Genomic DNA, 21,494 nt, shown 5'->3' on the forward strand with positions numbered 1-21,494 from the left:
ATGGCACTCGATGACCGCGCACTGACGCTGACGCGCGAACCTGATGACCGGGCACTACCGGTGACGCGCGGACAGCTAGACATTTGGCTTGCGCAGGAAACGGGGCACTCGGGCACGGAGTGGCAACTCGGTCTGTTCGTGAAAATCGAGGGCACGGTAGAACCCGATGCCCTTCAGTGGGCGATCCGTCGAGTAGTGACCGAGGCCGAACCTGTCAGGGCTGCCATCTTTGAGGTGAATGGCCAGGTTTTCCAAAAGCCGATCGATTACCCGGATGTGGAGCTGGCCTTCTATGACCTGACTGGTTCGCACAATCCGGTACAAGAAGCGCATCAGATAACCTCATCGATCCAGCGCACCCCGATGCCACTCAGTGGCCCGCTGTTCAAATTTGCATTGCTTCGGACGGCGCCCGAGGAATTCTATTTTTTCGGGTGCGGCCACCACATAGTCGTGGACGGAACCGGGATCGCGCTCGTTGGTCAGCGGATTGCGGCCGTCTACTCCGCGATCGTTTCGGGCGCACCGATTCCTGATGCGTTCTTCGGCTCGCTGCAGGACTTGGTCGAATGCGAGTTGGAATACGAAGCGTCCGACGACTATCTCGAAGATCAGGCCTATTGGACGAGGAACCTTCCAACCGAAAGCGGCCCGCACGATCGGCTGCCCGATGCCACGGGCGAGCGGGAACGGTATTGGCTTTCCGCGCCGGTTCAGTTGGATCCTTTGGTCCTTCGCCGCGTCGAAGAGTTATCCGAAGTGTGGAACGTGCCTCGGTCGTCGGTCATCACCGCGGCGTGCGCACTCTTGGTGCGTGGGTGGTGCGCCGAGGGCCCAGAGGTGGTGTTCGATTTCCCGGTCGCCAGGCGAGTACGTCCGGAATCACGGACGCTTCCCGCAATGGTTGCCGGAATTGTGCCGCTGGTGTTGACGGTTTCGCCGGGATGTACGGTCGCCGGTTTTTGCGAATATGTTGACAAGCGGATACGGGAAGCGCTGCAGCATCAGAGGTTTCCGGTGCAAGCCCTTGAGCGCAAAGCTCGCCCGGGTCAGCCGATCGGCAGGGTGAGCGTTAATTTCATCCCGTCCATATTCACTTTGGCCTTCGGTGGCGCCGCCGCATCGGCTTCGTTGACCACTGCGGGCCCCGTGGACGGCTTTGGGCTGTTCTTCTCCGGCGCCGGCGATCGGCTCTTTCTCAGCACGGCTGGTGCTGGGCAGCCATTTTCGAATTTCGATGTCACCGATGTGGCGCAGCGGTTAGAGCGGGTGCTGGCGGCGATGACCGCGGACCCAGCGAGGCCCTTGTCGTCGGTGGACTTGCTGGATCCGCTCGAGCAGACCCGGCTGGAGGGGTGGGGCAACCGGGCGGTATTGAGCGAGCCGGCGAGCACGCCGACGTCGATCCCGGCGTTGTTCGCCGCGCAGGTGGCGCGCACGCCCGAGGCGGTGGCGCTGGTGTGCGGGGGGTGTTCTTGGACGTATCGCGAGCTTGACGCCGCGGCCAACCGGTTGGCGCACCTGCTGGCCGGCCAGGGCGCGGGCCCGGGTGAGTCTGTGGCGCTGCTGTTTTCGCGTTCGGCCGAGGCAATCGTGTCGATTTTGGCGGTGCTCAAAACCGGGGCGGCCTATCTCCCGATCGATCCGATGGTGCCCGCGACGCGGGTGCGGTTCATGCTCGACGACGGCGCGCCGATCGCCGCGATCACCACCCCCGGGCTGGCCGACCGGCTGGACGGCCAGCAGTTGCTGGTTATCGACGTCGACGACCCCCGCATTGATATGCAGCCCAGTACGGCGCCGCCGGCGCCGGCTCCCGATGACATCGCCTACATCCTGTACACATCGGGCACCACCGGGGTGCCCAAGGGGGTGGCGATTACCCACCGCAACGTGACCGAGTTGCTGGAGTCGTTGGAGGCGGGCCTTCCGGCGCCAGGCCAGGTGTGGACGCAGTGGCATTCTTTGGCCTTTGACGTCTCGGTGTGGGAGATCTTTGGCGCGCTGTTCTACGGCGGGCGGCTGGTGGTGGTGCCCGAAGAGGTGGCCCGCTCGCCGGAAGGCTTCCACGCCTTACTAGCCGCGGAACACGTCAGCGTGCTAAGCCAAACCCCCTCTGCGGTGGGGGTTTTATCGCCTGAGGGCTTGGAAGCGGCGCTGGTGGTGGCCGGTGAGGCCTGCCCGGCCGAGCTGGTGGAGCGGTGGGCGCCCGGGCGCGTGATGATCAACGCCTACGGCCCGACCGAGACCACGGTGTACGCGGCGATCAGTGCGCCGTTGACGGCGGGTTCTGGGGCGCCGATCGGTTCGCCGGTTCCGAGGGCGGCATTGCTTGTGCTGGATGCGTGGTTGCGGCCGGTGCCGGCGGGTGTGGTCGGCGAGTTGTATGTGGCCGGTGCCGGTGTGGGAGTTGGATATTGGCGGCGGCCGGGGTTGACCGGTTCGCGGTTTGTGGCGTGCCCGTTCACAGCGGGAACTCGGATGTATCGCACCGGCGATGAGGTGTGTTGGGGCACCGATGGGCAGCTGCGGTATCTGGGGCGTGTCGATGAGCAGGTCAAGATCCGCGGGTATCGCATCGAACTCGGCGAGGTGCGCGCGGCGCTGGCCGGACTGGACGGGGTCGAGCAGGCGGTGGTCGTTGCCCGCGAGGACCGCCCCGGCGACAAGCGTCTGGTGGGTTACGTCACTGGCGCGGTTGACCCGGACGAGCTACGCAGCCGGCTGGCTGAGCGGTTGCCGGCCTACATGATCCCGGCGGCCGTGGTGGCGCTGGGCAGTTTGCCGTTGACGGTCAACGGCAAGCTGGACAAGCGGGCCTTGCCGGCACCGGGGTACACCGATGTCGATCGTTATCGTGCCCCGTCGGGCCCCACCGAGGAGATCCTGGCCGGTATTTATGCGCGGGTGTTAGGGCTGGAGCGGGTCGGGGTCGACGAGTCGTTTTTCGATTTGGGTGGGGATTCGCTGTCGGCGATGCGCGTGATCGCGGCGATCAATACCGCCCTGGATGCCGGTCTTGCGGTGCGCACTTTGTTCGACGCGCCCACCGTGGCCCAGTTGGCACCCCGGATCGGTGAGGACGGCGACCGGCGCAAGCCATTGGTCGCCGGCCCGCGGCCTGTGCGGGTCCCGTTGTCGTTCGCCCAGAGCCGGTTGTGGTTTTTGGACCGGTTCGAGGGCGGGGTGGCGACCTACAACATGCCGATCGCCTTTCGGGTCAACGGTCCGCTGGATGTCGAGGCCCTCGGGGCGGCGCTGGACGATGTGATCGCGCGCCATGAAGCGCTGCGCACCATCTTTGTTGATCTCGACGGCGTGCCGTGCCAGCGGGTGTTGGCGGCGCGGCCGGGGATGTGGCAACACAAGGGCGCGGTGGTGGCGCCGCTGCCAGAGCGGGCCGTCGCCGGCGAGTTGGCGGCGTTGGCCGGGTATCGGTTCGATCTGTCGACCGAGATCCCGATCCGTGCCCAGATCTACGCGACGGGCCCCGAGCAGCATGTGGTGGGAATTGTGGTGCACCACATCGCTTTTGACGGATGGTCGATGGCCCCGATGGTCCGGGATGTGGGCATGGCGTATGCCAGCCGGTGCGCGGGGCAAGCCCCGTACTGGGCGCCGTTGGCGGTGCAATACGCCGATTACACGCTGTGGCAACAGGATTGGTTGGGGCTCGAGTCCGATCCCGACAGCGTAATCGCTTCGCAGTTGGCCTATTGGCGCCAGGAGTTGGCCGAGCTGCCCGAGGTTGTGTCGCTGCCCACGGATCGGGCGCGTCCGCCGGTGCCCAGCTACCGCGGCGATCAGGTGCCGCTGCGCATCGACCCGCAGCTGTGGGCGGGGGTCAAGGACGTGGCGGCGGTGCACAACGCGACGGCCTCGATGGTGTTGCAGGCGGTGTTGGCGGTGGTGTTGCACCGGGCGGGTGTCGGTGAGGACGTGGTGATGGGTTCGCCGATCGCCGGGCGGTTGGACGAGGCGCTCGATGATCTGGTCGGGTTTTTCGTCAACACCTGGGTATTGCGCGTGGGTGTGACTCCTGCGCAGCGGTTTTGCGATGTGCTGGCGCGGGTGCGGCACAAGGCGCTCAATGCCTACAGCAATCAGGATGTCCCGTTTGAGTTGTTGGTCGAACAACTCAACCCGGTGCGCTCCACCGCGCATCACCCGCTGTTCCAGGTGGGCATGGTCTTCCAAAACAACGTGCGTCCCGAGGTGGCGCTGGAGGGCGTCGACGTCGAGCCCCTGGCGATGTCCACCGGCACCGCCAAATTCGACCTGGATTTCGATCTAAGGGAGGTGCCCGGCGACGGGGCCGCGGCGCCGATGGCGACCGGGACGGTGACCTTCGCCACGGACTTGTTCGACCGGGCCAGCATCGAGCGGTTGGTCGGCTGGTTTGGCCGGGTGATCGAGGCGGTGGTCACCGATGCCGCGGTGATGGTGGGTGAGGTGTCGCTGCTGGATCGCGGTGAGCGTGATCTGGTGCTGCAGCGGTGGTCTGGCGTCGAGGTGGAGGCGCCGGTAGGGGTGGCGCCGCAGATATTGGCCGCGGCGGTGGCCGCGGAACCGGGGGCGGCGGCCGTCATCGACGGTAGCCGCACTGTGTCGTATCGCGAGCTTGATGAATGGTCGTCGCGGTTGGCGCGCGTGCTGATCGAGGCGGGGGTGGGTCCCGAGCGCGCGGTTGGTGTGGCGATCGAGCGATGTGCGGAGTTGGTGGTGGCCTGGTGGGCGGTGCTCAAGGCCGGTGGGGTGTATGTGCCGGTAGATCGAACCCACCCGGCCGAGCGCATCGCCGCGGTATTGGATGCCGCGGGGGCGGTGTGTGTGCTGGCCCGCGGCGCCGACCCGGTGGCCGGGACGGGGGCGCGCCCGGTATTGCGCCTCGACGATCTGGACGTGTCCGGGTACTCCGCGGATCCGATCACCGACGCCGATCGGCTGGCGCGCCTGACGGCCGAAAACACCGCGCATGTGTTTTTTACGTCAGGGTCTACCGGGGCGCCCAAGGGGGTGGCGGTCAGCCACGTCGGTCTGCCGGGGATTGCGGCGGCCCACCGCGAACTGCTCGGATTGGGCGCGGATGCGCGGGTGTTGATGGTGGCCGCGCCTACCTTCGATGCGTGGGTGTTCGAAACGCTGTGGGCCACAGGGTCGGCCGCGGCATTGGTGGTGGCGCCACCGGATGTGTATGCCGGACAGGCGTTGACCGATCTGCTGCAAGCCCACCGGGTCACCGCGGCCCTAATGACTCCGACGGTGGCGTCGTCGCTGGATCGGGACCGCCTCGACGACCTGTCGACGTTGGCCACCATGGGCGAGGCCTGCCCGCCGGAAGTGGTGGCCGGCTGGGCGCCGGGCCGGCGGATGTTCAACGCCTATGGACCGACCGAGATCACCGTTTGGGCTACCTGTGCGCCGCTGGTGGCGGGGCAGCCGGTGGCCATCGGCGCACCGATCGCGGGGGTGTGCGCGTGGGTGCTCGACGCGCGGCTGAATCCCGCGCCGATCGGGACGGTGGGCGAACTGTATCTGGGTGGGCCGGCAGTGGCGCGCGGTTATGTGGGCCGGGCGGCCTTGACCGCGGAGCGATTCGTGCCCAACCCCTTTGGGGCCCCGGGGGCGCGGATGTATCGCACCGGAGACCTGGCGCGCTGGACCCCCGCCGGCGCCCTGGAGTATCTGGGCCGCGCCGACACCCAGGTCAAATTGCGCGGCCAGCGCATCGAGCTGGGCGAAATCGAAAACACCCTACTGGCCTGCCCACAAGTCATCCAGGCCGCCGCCACGGTCCACCACCGTGACACTGGCACCCACCTCGTTGCCTACGTCACCCTCGAGCACGCAGCCACCGCAGAGGTCGATGCCGAGGTCGTCGACCAGTGGCAACATCTTTACGACGAGCTCTATGGCGCCGAGGGCGAGGCGCCGGAGTTCGGCATGGACTTTCGCGGCTGGAACAGCAGCTACACCGACGAGCCCATTCCGCTGCGGGAGATGGTGCAGTGGCGTGCGGCCACGGTGGATCGGATCATGGCGCTGCGGCCGTGGCGGGTGTTGGAAATCGGCGTCGGTTCGGGCCTGGTGTTGTCCCAGATCGCCCCCCACTGTGAGCATTACGTCGGCACCGACATGTCGGCGGTGGCTATCGACAAGCTGACCCGCTCGCTCGAGCGGTTGCGGATCGAGTGGCGTGATCGCGTCGAGCTGCTGACCCAGCCCGCCCACCTCACCGAAACTCTGCGGCAGCGTTATTTCGACACCATCATTCTCAACTCAGTGGTGCAGTACTTCCCCAACGCGGCGTACCTGGCCGAGGTCATCGACAACGCCATGGAGTTGTTGGCGCCGGGTGGGTCGCTGTTTCTCGGCGACGTGCGCAACCACAGCTTGCAGGGTGCGTTTCAAACCGGGGTCGCGCTGGCGCGCAGCGACAGCGCCGATGCCGCCGAGATCCGCCAACGCATTCAGCGCGCGATGCTCGGCGAGACCGAATTGTTGTTGGCACCAGAGTTTTTCACCACCTTGGCCGCCGAGCATCCGGACGTGGCCGGAGTCGACATTCAAGTCAAACGCGGAACGGCCGACAACGAACTGACCCGGTATCGCTACGACGTCGTCGTCCACAAAACCCCGGCACCCGTACGTTCGCTGGCCGACGCACCCAGCTGGACGTGGACGGATTGCGCAGCGCTGCGCGACCGGTTGATATCGCAGCGCCCCAGCATGATTCGCGTCACCGGTATCCCCCATGCCGGAGTGATCGCCGACGTCCACGTTGAAGGCGTCCTCGAGGCCGGACTACCCCTAGCGGCAGCGCTCACCGAAGCCACAGCCGATGCCGTCGTCCCCGAAGAGTTACACCGACTCGGTGAAACCGCCGGATACCACGTCGCGGTCACCCTGGGCGCCCAACCGGGCACCCTGGACGCGGTCTTCACCGCCCCGACCGACGCCGATGGCCAGCACACGCCGCTGACCGATCTTTACCTGCCCCCCGCCGGAGCTCGGCAACACGCCACTCACGCCAACGATCCCGACACCAACACCAAACTCGGCGCGGTGCGTCAGCGCCTCAGTGCGTGGTTGCCCGACTACATGGTGCCCTCACACATCGTCGTGCTCGACGAGTTCCCGTTGACCTCCTCGGGAAAGATCGACCGTAAAGCGTTGCCGGCGCCGGTGTTTGCCGCCACCGTCTTCCGGGCGCCGCAGACCCAGACGCAAAAGATCATTGCCGAGGCGTTCGCCGAGGTATTGGGCCTGGCCCAGGTCGGGCTCGACGACGACTTCTTCGCCCTGGGCGGCGATTCGTTGACCGCCACCCGGGTCAGTGCGCGCCTGCAGCTGGCATTGGGCAGGGAAGTCCCGGTGCGGTATCTCTTCGAAGCCGCCAAAGTAGCGGACCTCGCCGAGCATCTGCAACGGCATCGAGGCGGTTCTCCCCGCCCGCCCCTGGTACCGATGGAACGCCCGCAGCGGATCCCGTTGTCGTATGCCCAGCAACGGTTGTGGTTCATCGACCAGCTGCAAGGGCCGTCCCCGATCTACAACATGGCGGTTGCCTTGCGGCTGTGTGGGCGGCTCGACGTCGACGCGCTGGGGGCGGCGGTGACCGATGTGGTTGCCCGCCATGAGAGTCTGCGCACCCTGTTCGCCGCGCCCGATGGTGTACCGCAGCAGGTGATCATCCCCTCGGAGCGGGCCGACTTCGGGTGGCATGTCATCGATGCCACCGGCTGGCCGGGAGACCAGCTGTATGAGGCCATCAGCGCCGAGGCCCGTCACACGTTCGATCTGGCCGGCGAGATCCCCTTGCGAGCAAGGCTTTTCCGCGTCGGCGACGACGAGCATGTGCTGATGGCGGTGGCCCACCACATCGCCGCCGACGGCTGGTCCATCGCCCCGCTGGTCCGTGATCTGGGTGTGGCCTATGCCAGTCGCTCAGCGGGACACGCTCCCGACACGGCGCCGTTGACGGTGCAGTACGTCGATTACACGCTGTGGCAGCGCGAGCACCTCGGGGATCTCGACGATCCCGAGAGCCCCATCGCCGCGCAGCTGGCCTACTGGCAGGACGCCCTGGCCGGGATGCCCGAGCGCCTGCAGCTGCCCACCGATCGGCCCTACCCGCCGGTCGCCGACTACCGCGGCGCCACTCTGGCGGTCAATTGGCCGGCGCATGTACAGCAGCGGGTCGCCCGGATAGCCGCCGAGCACAACACGACCAGCTTCATGGTGATCCAGGCCGCCCTGACGGCGCTGCTCTCCAAACTCAGCGCCAGCCCCGATGTGGCGGTGGGGATTTCGATCGCGGGGCGCCGCGACCCGGCGCTTGATGAGCTGGTGGGGTTCTTCGTCAACACCTTGGTGCTGCGTGTCGATCTGGCCGGCGATCCCAGCGTCGGTGAACTGCTGGCCCAGGTGCGGGCGCGCAGTTTGGAGGCTTTCGAGCATCAAGATGTGCCCTTCGAGGTGCTCGTCGAGCGGCTCAATCCTTCTCGCTCGCTGACCCATCACCCCTTGATCCAGGTGATATTTGCGTGGCAGAACTTCACCGGCCAAGACAGCGACCCCGCCGTCGAGCCGGCTCTGGGCGATGTCCAGGTCACGCCACTACCCGTCGGTATCCAGGCCGCTCGCATGGATTTGGTGTTTTATCTAGGGGAACGCTGGAACGAGGCCGGTGAGCCCGCCGGGATAGGCGGGGCGGTGGAATTCCGCACCGACGTGTTCGACGCGGCCAGCATCCAAACACTGATCGGGCGGTTGGAGCGGGTGTTGGTGGCAATGACCGCCGAGCCCACCCGGCGGCTGTCGTCGGTGGATCTGCTCGATGAGCCTGAACATGCCCGCCTGGAGGGGTGGGGTAACGGGGCGGTGTTGATGCGGCCCGCACCCGCCGCGGCGTCGATCCCGGCGTTGTTTGCCGCGCAGGTGGCTCGCACCCCGGATGCGGTGGCGCTGGTGTGCGGGGAGCAGTCGTGGACCTACCGCGAGCTGGATGAGACCGCCAACCGGCTGGCGCACCTGTTGGCCGGCTCTGGTGTGGGCGCGGGACAGCGTGTGGCGCTGCTGTTTTCGCGGTCGGCCGAGGCGATCGTGTCGATTTTGGCGGTGCTGAAAACCGGGGCGGCGTATCTGCCGATCGACCCGGTGGTGCCGGATGCCCGGATCGCCTTCATGCTCGCCGACGCCGCCCCGATCGCCGCGATCACCACCGGCGAGCTGGCCGATCGACTCGACGGACGCGACCTGCTGGTCATCGATGTCGACGATCCCCGCATCGAGGCCCAACCCAGCACCGCGCTGCCGGCGCCGGCTCCCGACGACATTGCCTACCTGATCTACACCTCGGGCACCACCGGGGTGCCCAAGGGGGTGGCGACCACCCACCACAATGTGACCCGGCTGTTCGACGGCATGGACGTCGGCGTGGAGCTAGCGCCGGGACAGGTGTGGACGCAATGTCATTCCCCGGCCTTCGACTACTCGGTATGGGAGATCTGGGGTGCGCTACTGCACGGTGGGCGGCTGGTGGTGGTGCCCGAGTCGATCGCCCGCTCACCGCATGACTTCCACGAGTTACTGGTCACTGAAAAGGTCAGCGTCCTAAGCCAGACCCCCTCGGCGGTGGGGGTGCTCTCGCCGCAGGGGCTCGACTCGGCGGCGTTGATGGTGGCCGCCGAGCCCTGTCCGGCCGAGGTGGTCGATCGGTGGGCGCCGGGTCGGGTGATGGTCAACGCCTACGGCCCGACCGAAACCACGGTGTACGCGACGATCAGTGCGCCGCTGACGGCTGGGTCGGGCGTGGTGCCGATCGGCTCGCCCGTGCCCGGGGCGGCGCTGTTCGTGCTCGACGGCTCACTGCGGCCGGTGCCGCCCGGTGTTGTCGGTGAGTTGTATGTCGCGGGTACCGGTGTGGGAGTTGGGTATTGGCGGCGGGGCCCCTTGACGGCGTCGCGGTTTGTGGCGTGCCCGTTCACCGCGGGAGCGCGGATGTATCGCACCGGGGATCTGGTGTGTTGGCGTGCTGATGGGCAGCTGCAGTATCTGGGGCGCGCGGACGAGCAAGTCAAGATCCGCGGCTATCGCATCGAACTCGGCGAAGTCCAAGCGGCGCTGAATGCACTGGACGGCGTCGAGCAGGCGGTGGTGATCGCCCGCGAGGACCACCCCGGCGACAAACGCCTCGTCGGCTATATCACCGGACCGGCAGACCCAGCCCACGCACGGACCGCGCTGGCCGAGCGGCTCCCGACCTACATGATCCCCGCGGCGGTCGTGGCACTCGACACGCTGCCGCTGACCCCCAACGGCAAGCTCGACACCCGCGCCCTGCCGGCGCCCATCTATGCCGACATCGAACGGTTCCTCGCCCCGGCCACCCCCACCGAGGAAATCTTGGCCGGCATCTATGCCCAGGTACTCGGGCTCGAGCGGGTCGGGGCCGACGACTCGTTCTTCGACCTGGGCGGGGATTCGCTGTCGGCGATGCGGGTGATCGCCGCGATCAACACCGTCCTGGATGCCGGCCTTTCGGTGCGCACCTTGTTCGAGGCGCCCACGGTCGCCCAGTTGGCGCCGTGTATCGGCGAGGAAGGGGGCCGGCGCAAGCCATTGGTGCCGGTCGAGCGGCCCGCGAGCATCCCATTGTCGTTCGCGCAGAGCCGATTGTGGTTCCTCGACCAATTGCAGGGTCCCTCACCGATCTACAACATCGCGGCGGCGTTGCGGCTGAGCGGGGCCCTTGATGTCGAAGCGCTGGGTGCGGCGCTCGCCGACTTGGTGAGCCGGCACGAAAGCCTGCGCACCCTGTTCCCCGCGGTCGAGGGGACACCCCAGCAGCTGGTGGTGCCCGTCGAGCGCGCCGAGTTTGGTTGGGACGTCGTCGATTCCACCGGCTGGCCGGCGAACCGGCTCGATGAGGCGATCAGCGACGCGGTGCGTTACAGCTTCGACCTTTCCACCGAGATCCCGTTGCGGGCAAGACTTTTCCGCGTCGGTGATGACGAGCATGTGCTGGTGGCCGTGGTGCACCATATCGCCGCCGATGGCTCGTCGATCACCCCGCTCGTGCGCGATCTGGGCGTGGCCTATGCCAACCGGTGCGCCGGGCACGCTCCGGACTGGACGCCGTTGGCGGTGCAGTACGTCGACTACACGCTGTGGCAGCGCGAGCACCTCGGGGATCTCGCCGACAACGAGAGCCCCATCGCCGCACAACTGGCCTACTGGGAAGACGCGCTGGCCGGAATGCCCGAGCGCCTGCCACTACCCACCGATCGCCCCTACCCACCGGTTCCCGATCCGCGCGGCGCCAGCGTCCCCGTGGAGTGGCCGGCCGAGCTGCAGCAGCGGGTGCGCGATCTGGCCCGCGAACACAACGCGACCACCTTCATGGTCGTGCAGGCCGCCCTGGCCGTGCTCTTGTCCAAACTCAGCGCCAGCCCCGACGTGGCCGTGGGAATCGCGGTCGCCGGGCGTGGCGATCCGGCGCTCGATGAGCTGGTGGGGTTCTTCGTCAACACCTTGGTGCTGCGGGTCGACCTGGCCGGTGATCCCACCATCGGCGAACTGCTGGCCCAGGTGCGACAACGCAGCCTGGCCGCCTACGAGCACCAAGACGTGCCCTTCGAGGTGCTGGTGGAACGGCTCAACCCCACCCGATCGCGCAAGCACCACCCACTGATCCAGGTGATGGTGGCCTGGCAGAATTTCGCCGGGCACAACGATCCCGTGGCCGGGTTGAGTTTGGGTGATGTCCAGGTCGCGCCGCTGCCCGTGCGGCTTCAGACCGCCCGCATGGATTTGACCATTTCGCTCGCTGAACGCTGGAGCGAGTCCGGTGAGCCCGCCGGGATCAGCGGGGAAGTGGAATTTCGAACAGACATTTTCGACGCGGCCAGAATCCAGGCGCTGATCGAGCGGTGGCGGCGAGTGTTGGTGGCGATCACCGCCGAGACCGGGCGGCGCGCATGACGGCCGATGCGGGGCCGCGGCTTTCGTCGATCGACCTGCACGACGAGGGTGAGCATGACCGGGTAGAGGAATGGGGTAATCGAGCGGCGTTGACCGCGCCGGCCGCCACCCCGGCGTCGCTTCCGGTGTTGTTCGCCGCGCAGGCGGCGCGTGACCCGGGCGCGGTAGCGCTGACCTTTGCGGGCGGCGCCATGACGTACCGGGAGCTCGATGAGGCCGCCAACCGGTTGGCGCACCTCTTGGCCGGCCAGGGAATTGGCCCGGGAAAGTGTGTGGCGCTGCTGTTTTCGCGGTCGGCCGACGCGGTCGTAGCGATTTTGGCGGTGCTGAAAACCGGGGCGGCGTATCTGCCGATCGACCCGGTGGTGCCGGATGCCCGTATCGCCTTCATGCTCGCCGATGGCGCGCCGGTCGCCGCGATCACCACCGCCGGGTTAGCCGATCGGCTGGACGGGCATGGGCTGCTGGTCATCGATGTCGACGACCCCCGCATTGACACCCAGCCCGACACGGCATTGCCGGCGCCCGCCCCTGATGACATGGCCTACCTGATCTACACCTCGGGCACCACAGGCACCCCCAAAGGCGTTGCGGTAACACACCATAACGTCGCCCGGCTATTCGACTCGCTGGACGCCGGCTTCGAGCTGGGGCCGGAAAGCGTGTGGACGCTGTCTCACTCCTTGGCCTTCGACTACTCGGTGTTGGAGATCTGGGGCGCGCTGTTGCACGGGGGCCGGCTGGTGGTGGTGCCCGAAGAGGTGACGCGTTCTCCTGAGGACTTCCACGCCTTGTTGGTCGGCGAGAAGGTCAACGTTTTAGGCCAGACCCCGTCATCGGTGGGGACGCTGTCGCAGCGGGGTTTGGAGTCGGCGGCCTTGCTGATCGCCGCCGAGGCCTGCCCGGCCGACGTGGTGGATCGGTGGGCGCCGGGGCGGGTGATGGTCAACGCTTACGGCCCGACCGAGACGACGATATTGGCGACGATCAGTGCGCCGCTGACGGCCGGCTCGGGTGCGGTGCCGATCGGCTCGCCGGTGCCAGGGGCTGCGTTGTTTGTGCTCGACGGCTCATTGCGCCCGGTGCCGGAAGGTGTGGTCGGTGAGCTGTATGTCGCCGGTACCGGTGTGGGAGTTGGGTATTGGCGACGGCCGGGCCTGACCGGTTCGCGGTTTGTGGCGTGCCCGTTCGGCGGCGCGGATGCGCCGGGAGCACGCATGTATCGCACCGGGGATCTGGTGTGTTGGCGTCCCGACGGGCAGCTGGACTATCTGGGGCGAGTCGACGAGCAAGTCAAGATCCGCGGCTATCGCATCGAGCTCGGCGAAATCCAAGCGGCGCTGAGCGCACTGGACGGGGTGGGGCAGGCGGCCGCGATCGTCCGCGAGGACCGCCCCGGCGACAAACAGATCGTCGGTTACGTCACCGGAACCGTCGAGGTGACCGACGTACGCGCGCGCCTGGCCGAGCGGCTCCCGGCTTACATGATCCCCTCGGCGGTCGTGGCGCTGGATCGAATGCCGTTGACCCCCAACGGCAAACTCGACAAGCGGGCCCTCCCGGCGCCCGACTACCAGAACGCGTCCCGGTACCGTGCCCCCTCCAACCCGGTCGAGCAGGCCTTGGCCGATATCTACGCCCGGGTCCTCGGGCTGGAACGGGTCGGGGTCGACGACTCCTTCTTCGATCTGGGCGGGGATTCACTGTCGGCGATGCGGCTGATTGCCGCCGTCAACACCGCCCTGGATGCCGGTCTGGCGGTGGGCACCTTGTTCGACGCGCCGACGGTGGCCGAGCTGGCGCCGCGGATCGGTGAGGACGGGGCCCGCCGTAAACCGTTGGTGGCGGCCGATCGGCCGGCGAGGATTCCGTTGTCGTTCGCCCAGAGCCGGTTGTGGTTTTTGGACCGCTTCGAGGGCGGGGTGGCGACCTACAACATGCCGACCGCGTTCCGGATCGACGGACCGCTGGATGCCGAAGCACTCGGGGCGGCGCTGGACGATGTGATCGCCCGCCACGAAGCGCTGCGCACCATATTCCCCGACGTCGACGGGGTGCCGTGCCAGCAGGTGTTGCCGGCGCAGCCGGGAATGTGGCGGCACAAGGGCGCGGTGGTGCTGTCGCTGCCCGAGCGCGAGGTGGCCGGCGAGTTGGTGGCGCTGGCCGGGTACCGGTTCGATCTGTCGACCGAGATCCCGATCCGTGCCCAGCTCTACGCGACGGGTCCCGAGCGGCATGTGGTGGGAATCGTGGTGCACCACATCGCTTTTGACGGCTGGTCTTTGGCTCCCATGTTCCGCGATGTGGCCGAGGCGTATCGGTCCAGGCGAGCCGGGCGCACCCCCAGCTGGCCCGGCTTGGCGGTGCAGTACGCCGATTACACACTGTGGCAACGGGATTGGCTGGGGGAGGAGACGGATCCCGACAGCGTGATCTCCTCGCAGTTGGCCTATTGGCGCCAGGAGCTCGCCGAGCTGCCCGAGGTGGTATCGCTGCCGACCGACCGGGTGCGACCGCCGATGCCCAGCTACCGCGGCGATCAGGTGGAGGTGCGCATCGCCCCCCAGCTGTGGGCGGGGGTCAAGGCGCTGGCCGCGGAGCACAACACGACCGCCTCGATGGTGTTGCAGGCCGCGTTGGCCGCGGTATTGCACCGCGCCGGCGCCGGTGAGGACATCGCGATCGGCACGCCGATCGCCGGGCGGTTGGACGAGGCGCTCGATGACCTGGTCGGTTTTTTCGTCAACACCTGGGTATTGCGGGTGGGCGTCACCTCCGCGCAGCGCTTTTCCGACGTGCTCTCGGCGGTGCGGCACAAGGCGCTGGCTGCTTACAACAGCCAGGACGTTCCCTTCGAGCGGCTGGTCGAACAGCTCAACCCGGTGCGCTCCACCGCGCATCACCCGCTTTTCCAGGTGGGCATGGCCTTTATGAGCAATGTGCGCCCCGAGGTAGCGCTGGACGGAGTCAGCGTCGAGCCGCTCGGAGTGTCCACCCAAACGTCCAAGTTCGACCTGGATTTCAACCTGGGTGAGGTGCTTGCCGAGGATTCGGGCGCGCCGATGGCCACCGGGGTGGTGCTGTATGCCACGGATTTGTTCGAGCGCGCCAGCATCGAACGGTTGGTCGGCTGGTTTGGCCGGGTGATCGAGGCGGTGGTGACCGATGCCTCGGTGACGGTGGGAGAGGTGTCGCTGCTGGATCGCGGTGAGCGTGATCTGGTGCTGCAGCGGTGGTCTGGCGTCGAGGTGGCGGCGCCCGTTGGGGTGGCCCCGCAGATATTGGCCGCGGCGGTGGCCGCCGTGCCCGCGGCACCGGCGGTCATCGACGGGACGCGGAGCGTGTCCTATCGCGAGCTTGATGAGTGGTCGTCGCGGTGGGCGCGGGTGCTGATCGAGGCCGGGGTGGGTCCCGAGCGCGCCGTAGGCGTCGCGATGGATCGGCGCATGGAATTGGTCGTGGCCTGGTGGGCGGTGGTCAAGGCCGGCGGGGTCTATGTGCCGGTGGACCGGTCCCACCCGGCCGAGCGCATCGCCGCGGTGCTCGATGCCGCGGGGGCGGTGTGTGTGCTGACCTGTGGCGCCGACCCGGTGGGCGGGGCGCGTCCGGTGCTGCGAGTCGACGGGCTGGATGTCTCGGGGTATCGCGCGGATCCGATCACCGATGCCGATCGGTTGGCGCCGCTGCGAGTCGACAACGGCGCGTATGTGATTTTCACGTCGGGCTCTACCGGGGTGCCCAAGGGGGTGGTGGTCAGCCACGCCGGTTTGTCGGGGATGGCCGCGGCGCAACGCACGGTGTTCGGCCTCGGCGCGGATGCGCGGGTGTTGATGGTGGCCGCCCCGACCTTCGATGCGTCGGTGTTCGAAATGTTATGGGCGGCAGGGTCGGCGGCGGCGGCGGTGGTGGCCCCACCGGACGTGTATGCCGGGCAGGCGTTGACCGAGTTGCTGGAGGACCAACAAGTCAGCGCGGCCGTGGTGACCCCGTCGGTGGTGTCGTCGCTGGACCCGGCCCGCCTGGAAACGCTGGACGTGTTGGCCACCATGGGCGAGGCCTGCCCACCCGAGGTGGTGGCCGCTTGGGCGCCCGGCCGGCGGATGTTCAACCTCTACGGCCCGACCGAGACCACCATCTGGGCTACCTTTGCGCCGCTGGTGGCGCGGCAGCCGGTGAACATCGGCGCCCCCGTCGCGGGCGTGCATGCGTGGGTGCTCGACGCGCGGTTACACCCCGCCCCGGTCGGGGTGGTCGGCGAGTTGTACGTCGGCGGCCAAGCGCTGGCGCGCGGCTACGTGGGCCGGGCGGGGTTGACCGCGGAACGGTTCGTGCCCAACCCCTTTGGGGCCCCGGGGGCGCGGATGTATCGCACCGGAGACCTGGCGCGCTGGACCCCCGCCGGCGCCCTGGAGTATCTGGGCCGCGCCGACACCCAGGTCAAACTCCGCGGGCAGCGCATCGAGCTGGGCGAAATCGAAAACACCCTACTCGCCAGCCCACAGGTCACCCGGGCCGCCGCGGCGGTACACGAAAGCGTCACGGGTTCGCATTTGGTCGGCTACGTCACCTTCGACGACACCGCCACCGTCGAGGACGATGCCGAGGTCGTCGAGGGGTGGCAGCGGCTGTACGACGAGCTCTACGGCGCCGAAGGACAAGCGCCGGAGTTCGGCATGGACTTTCGGGGCTGGAACAGCAGCTACACCGAGCAGCCGATTCCGATCGAGGAGATGGCGGAGTGGCGCGCGGCCACGGTGGATCGGATCCGCGCGCTGCGCCCGCGGCGGGTGTTGGAGATCGGCGCCGGGTCGGGACTGGTGCTCTCGCAAATTGCTCCGGCGTGTGAACGCTATGTGGCCACCGACATGTCGGCGGCGGCGATCGAGAGCCTGCGGGCGGCGGTGGCCGCACAGCCGTGGGGTGAGCGGGTGGAATTGCTGTGCCGGCCTGCGCATGTCACCGATGCGCTGCCGGACGGATATTTCGACACCATCGTTTTGAACTCGGTAATCCAGTACTTCCCTAACGCCGCGTACTTGCGCGAGGTGATCGACAACACCATCAGGTTGTTGGCGCCGGGCGGGGCCCTGTTTCTCGGTGATGTCCGCAACCACGCCCTGCAGGGCGCGTTACAAACGGGGATCGCGCTGGCCCGCACCGACACCGCCGACGCCGCCGACATCCGTCAGCGCGTCCAGCGCGCTGTGCTCGGTGAACCCGAATTACTGTTGGCCCCAGAGTTTTTCACCGCCTGGGCCGGCGACCATCCCGCGGTAGCCGGGCTTGACCTCGAAGTCAAACGCGGGGTGGCCGACAACGAACTGACCCGGTATCGCTACGACGTCACCGTCTACAAGGCTCCGGCACCGGTGCGCTCGGCGACCGCCGTGGACAGCTGGACGTGGGCTAACTGCGCGGGGCTCGACGGGCTGCGGGACCGGTTGGCATCGCAACGTCCGGGCGCTGTTCGGGTCACCGGGATTCCGCGTGCCGGGCTGATAAGCGAGGTTCGCCTCGAAGCCGGCCTGGCCGGCGGGTTGTCGGTGCCCGACGCGCTGGCCGATGCCACCGCCGCCACCGCCGATGCCGTTGTGCCCGAAGCGTTGTACCGCCTCGGCGAGACCACCGGATACCGGGTAGCGGTGACCTGGGGTGACCCACCGGGCACCTTGGACGCGGTTTTCCTCGCACCCACCGATGCCGACCAGCCCGTCGCGTTAACCGACCTGTATCTGCCCCCGGCGGGGACGTCGCTCGACCGCACCTGCGCCAATGATCCGCAGACCAACAGCAAACTCGGCACGGTGCGTCAGTGGCTCAGCGCGTGGTTGCCCGACTACATGGTGCCGGCCCAGATCGTGGTGCTCGATGAGTTCCCGCTGACGTCGTCGGGCAAGATCGACCGTAAAGCGTTGCCGGCACCGGTTTTTGGCGCCACCGCGTTTCGGGCGCCGCAGACCCAGACCGAAAAGATCATCGCCGAGGTCTTCGCCGAGGTGTTGGGCGTTGCCCGGGTCGGGCTCGACGACGATTTCTTTGCCCTGGGCGGGGATTCGCTGATCGCCACCCGCGCGAGCGCGCGCCTGCAACTGGCGCTGGGCCGTCAAGTGCCGGTGCGGTATCTGTTCGACGCCGCCAAAGTCTGCGATCTGGCCACGTATCTGCACCACCACCGCGGCGGCCCAGCCCGCCAGCCGCTGCGGGCGATGGGTCGGCCGCCCCGAATCCCGCTGTCCTACGCCCAAAACCGCTTGTGGTTCTTGGACCAATTGCACGGGCCCTCACCCATCTACAACATGCCGACCGCGTTCCGGATCAGCGGGACGCTGGATGTCGACGCGTTGGGCGCGGCACTGGCCGACGTGGCGGCCCGCCACGAGAGCCTGCGCACCCTGTTCACCGCCACCGACGGCATACCCGAGCAGTTGGTGGTCCCCGCCGAGCGGGCCGACTTCGGGTGGGACGTCGTCGATGCCAGCGATTGGCCGCAGGAGCGGCTGGGCGAGGCCATCGCTGCCGCGGCGCGTCACCCGTTTGATCTGGCCAACGAAATCCCGTTGTGGGCAAGGCTTTTCCGAGTCGGCAAGGACGAGCATGTGCTGGTGGCCGTGGCCCACCACATCGCCGCCGATGGTTGGTCGGTCGCTCCGCTGGTGCGTGATCTGGGTGTGGCCTATGCCAGCCGCTGCGCGGGGCACGATCCCGACACGGCGCCGTTGGCGGTGCAGTATGTCGATTACACGTTGTGGCAGCGTGAGCACCTCGGCGATCTCGACGATCCCGACAGCGCGATTTCCGCGCAGCTGGCCTACTGGCAGGAAGCCCTGGCCGGGATGCCCGACCGGCTGCAGCTGCCCACCGATCGGCCGTACCCGCCGGTGGCCGACTACCGCGGCGCCAGTGTGGCCGTCGACTGGCCGGCGCAGTTACAGGAGCAGGTCGCCCGGATAGCCCGCGAGCACAACGCGACCAGCTTCATGGTCGTGCAGGCGGCCCTGGCGGTGCTGTTGTCGAAGCTCAGCGTCAGCAGTGATGTGGCGCTGGGCATCGCGATCGCCGGACGTGACGACCCCGCGCTCGATGAACTGGTCGGCTTTTTCGTCAACACCCTGGTATTGCGGATCGACCTGGCCGGTGACCCCACCGTCGCCGAGCTACTGGGCCGCGTGCGACAACGCAGCCTGGCCGCCTACGAACACCAAGACGTGCCCTTCGAGGTGCTCGTCGATCGGCTCAACCCGACGCGATCGCTGACCCATCACCCGCTGGTCCAGGTGATGCTGGCCTGGCAGAACCTGCCCGGGCAGGGCAATGCCCCCGCGGCAGAGCCGGCCCTCGGGGATCTGCAGGTTACCCCGTTGCCGGCCGAGACCCACACCGCCCGAATGGATCTGACGTTCTCGTTGGCCGAGCGCTGGAACGAGGCCGGGGAGCCCGCGGGGATCGGCGGCATGGTGGAGTTCCGCACCGACGTGTTCGATGCGGCCACCGTTGAGGCGCTGGTCGAGCGCTGGCGGCGGGTGTTGGCGGCGATCACAGCCGAGCCCACTTTGTCGTTGTCGTCGGTGGATGTGCTCGATGCCGCTGAGCGGGCCCGCCTGGATGGCTGGGGTAACCGCGCGGTGTTGACCGCACCCGCGGTTGCGGGGGCGTCGATTCCGGAGCTGTTCGCCGCGCAGGCCGCGCGCACACCCGACGCGGTCGCGCTGACATGCGGGGAGCGTTCGTGGACTTACCGCGACGTTGACCAGGCGGCCAACCGGTTGGCGCACCTGTTGGCTCGCCACGGGGCTGGTCCGGGACAGTCTGTGGCGCTGCTGTTTTCGCGGTCGGCCGAGGCGGTCGTGGCGATGTTGGGGGCCCTGAAATCCGGGGCGGCCTACCTGCCGATCGACCCGGCGCTGCCGCCGGCGCGCATCGAGTTCATGCTCCGCGACGCCGCACCTGTTGCCGCGCTCACCACCGCCGGGTTTGCCGAGCGGTTGGACGGGCGCGGGCTGCCGGTCATCGATGTCGACGAACCCGGCATCTACACCTATCCGTGCACGGGGCTGCCCGCACCGCGACCCGACGACATCGCCTACCTGATCTACACGTCGGGCACCACGGGGGCGCCGAAAGGTGTGGCGGTCACCCACGGCAACGTCACCCGGCTGTTGGAGACGCTGCATGCCGGCCTGCCACCGGACGGCGTGTGGTCCCAGTGTCATTCGCTGGCCTTCGACTACTCGGTGTGGGAGATCTTCGGCGCACTGCTCGGTGGTGGGCGGCTCGTGGTGGTGCCCGACGCGGTGGTGCGCTCACCCGAAGACCTTTATGGCTTGCTCATCGCCGAACAGGTCACCGTCTTCAGCCAGACACCGTCCGCGTTCTACGCACTGCAAGCCGTCGACGCGCTGTCACCCGAACGGGGACGGCAGCTGAAGCTTGAAACGGTGGTGTTCGGCGGGGAAGCGCTGGAACCGAAACGTCTTGGGGCGTGGCTGCACAACCATCCCGGATCACCCCGGATGGTCAACATGTACGGCATCACCGAGACGACGGTGCACGCCTCGTTCCGCGAGATTGTCGGCGGCGATGTCGAGAGCAACGCCAGCCCCATCGGGGTGCCGCTGGACCATCTCGGCTTTTTCGTGCTGGACGGCTGGTTACGCCCGGTGCCCGCGGGGGTGGCCGGGGAGTTGTACGTGACCGGCGCCGGGCTCGCGTGTGGATATCTGCGCCGGGCGGATTTGACGGCGTCGCGGTTTGTGGCTTGCCCATTCGCCGGTGCGGGGACTCGGATGTATCGCACCGGGGATCTGGTGCGTTGGGGCGCCGATGGGCAGCTGCGGTATGTCGGCCGGGCCGATGAGCAGGTCAAGATCCGCGGCTACCGCATCGAACTCGGTGAAATCCAGGCGGCATTAAGCGGGTTGGCCGGCGTGGTGCAGGCGGTGGTGATCGCCCGCGAGGACCGCCCCGGCGACAAACGCCTCGTCGGCTACGTCACCGGGACGGTGGATCCGGTCGGGATCCGCGAGCAGCTGGCCGAGCGGGTGCCGGCGTATATGGTGCCGGCCGCGGTGGTGATGCTGGAGGCGCTGCCGCTGACACCCAACGGCAAACTCGACACCCGGGCCCTGCCGGCACCGGACTATGCGGACGTCGATCGCTATCGCGCCCCGGGCACTCCCACCGAGGAGATTCTGGCCGGCATTTACGCCCAGGTGCTCGGGCTCGAGCGCGTCGGGGTCGACGACTCGTTCTTCGACCTTGGCGGCGACTCGCTGTCGGCGATGCGCCTCGTCGCCGCGGTCAACGCCAACCTGGAGGCCGGTCTCGCGGTACGCGCCGTGTTCGAGGCGCCCACCGTTGCCCAATTGGCGCCGCGTATCGGTGGGGACGCGGATCGGCTGGGCCCGGTGGTGCCGGTCGAGCGACCCGCGGTGGTGCCGTTGTCGTTTGCGCAGAGCCGGTTGTGGTTCCTCGATCAATTGCAGGGGCCGTCACCGATCTACAACTTGTCG

2 protein-coding genes (1 of these 2 running past the window's edge) are annotated in these 21,494 nt (G+C 67.9%); both read left to right on the top strand.

Going from position 1 to position 21,494, the window contains the following annotated elements; genetic code table 11:
* Window positions 1-11,985: an amino acid adenylation domain-containing protein gene (locus ACQI5H_RS00890; protein WP_427077549.1), complete on the top strand. Its 11,985-nt coding sequence runs from the start codon at window positions 1-3 to the stop codon at window positions 11,983-11,985.
* Window positions 11,982-21,494 carry the 5' end (the start) of a non-ribosomal peptide synthase/polyketide synthase gene (locus ACQI5H_RS00895; RefSeq protein ID WP_427077550.1) on the top strand. The gene runs 19,056 nt beyond the window's last position, so the window shows 9,513 of its 28,569 coding nt (coding positions 1-9,513); its start codon is at window positions 11,982-11,984; its stop codon lies beyond the right edge, outside the window. The genes ACQI5H_RS00890 and ACQI5H_RS00895 overlap by 4 nt, the downstream gene beginning before the upstream one ends.

It is taken from the genome of Mycobacterium heidelbergense (genome assembly GCF_050205645.1).
Taxonomy (GTDB): Bacteria; Actinomycetota; Actinomycetes; order Mycobacteriales; family Mycobacteriaceae; genus Mycobacterium; species Mycobacterium heidelbergense_A.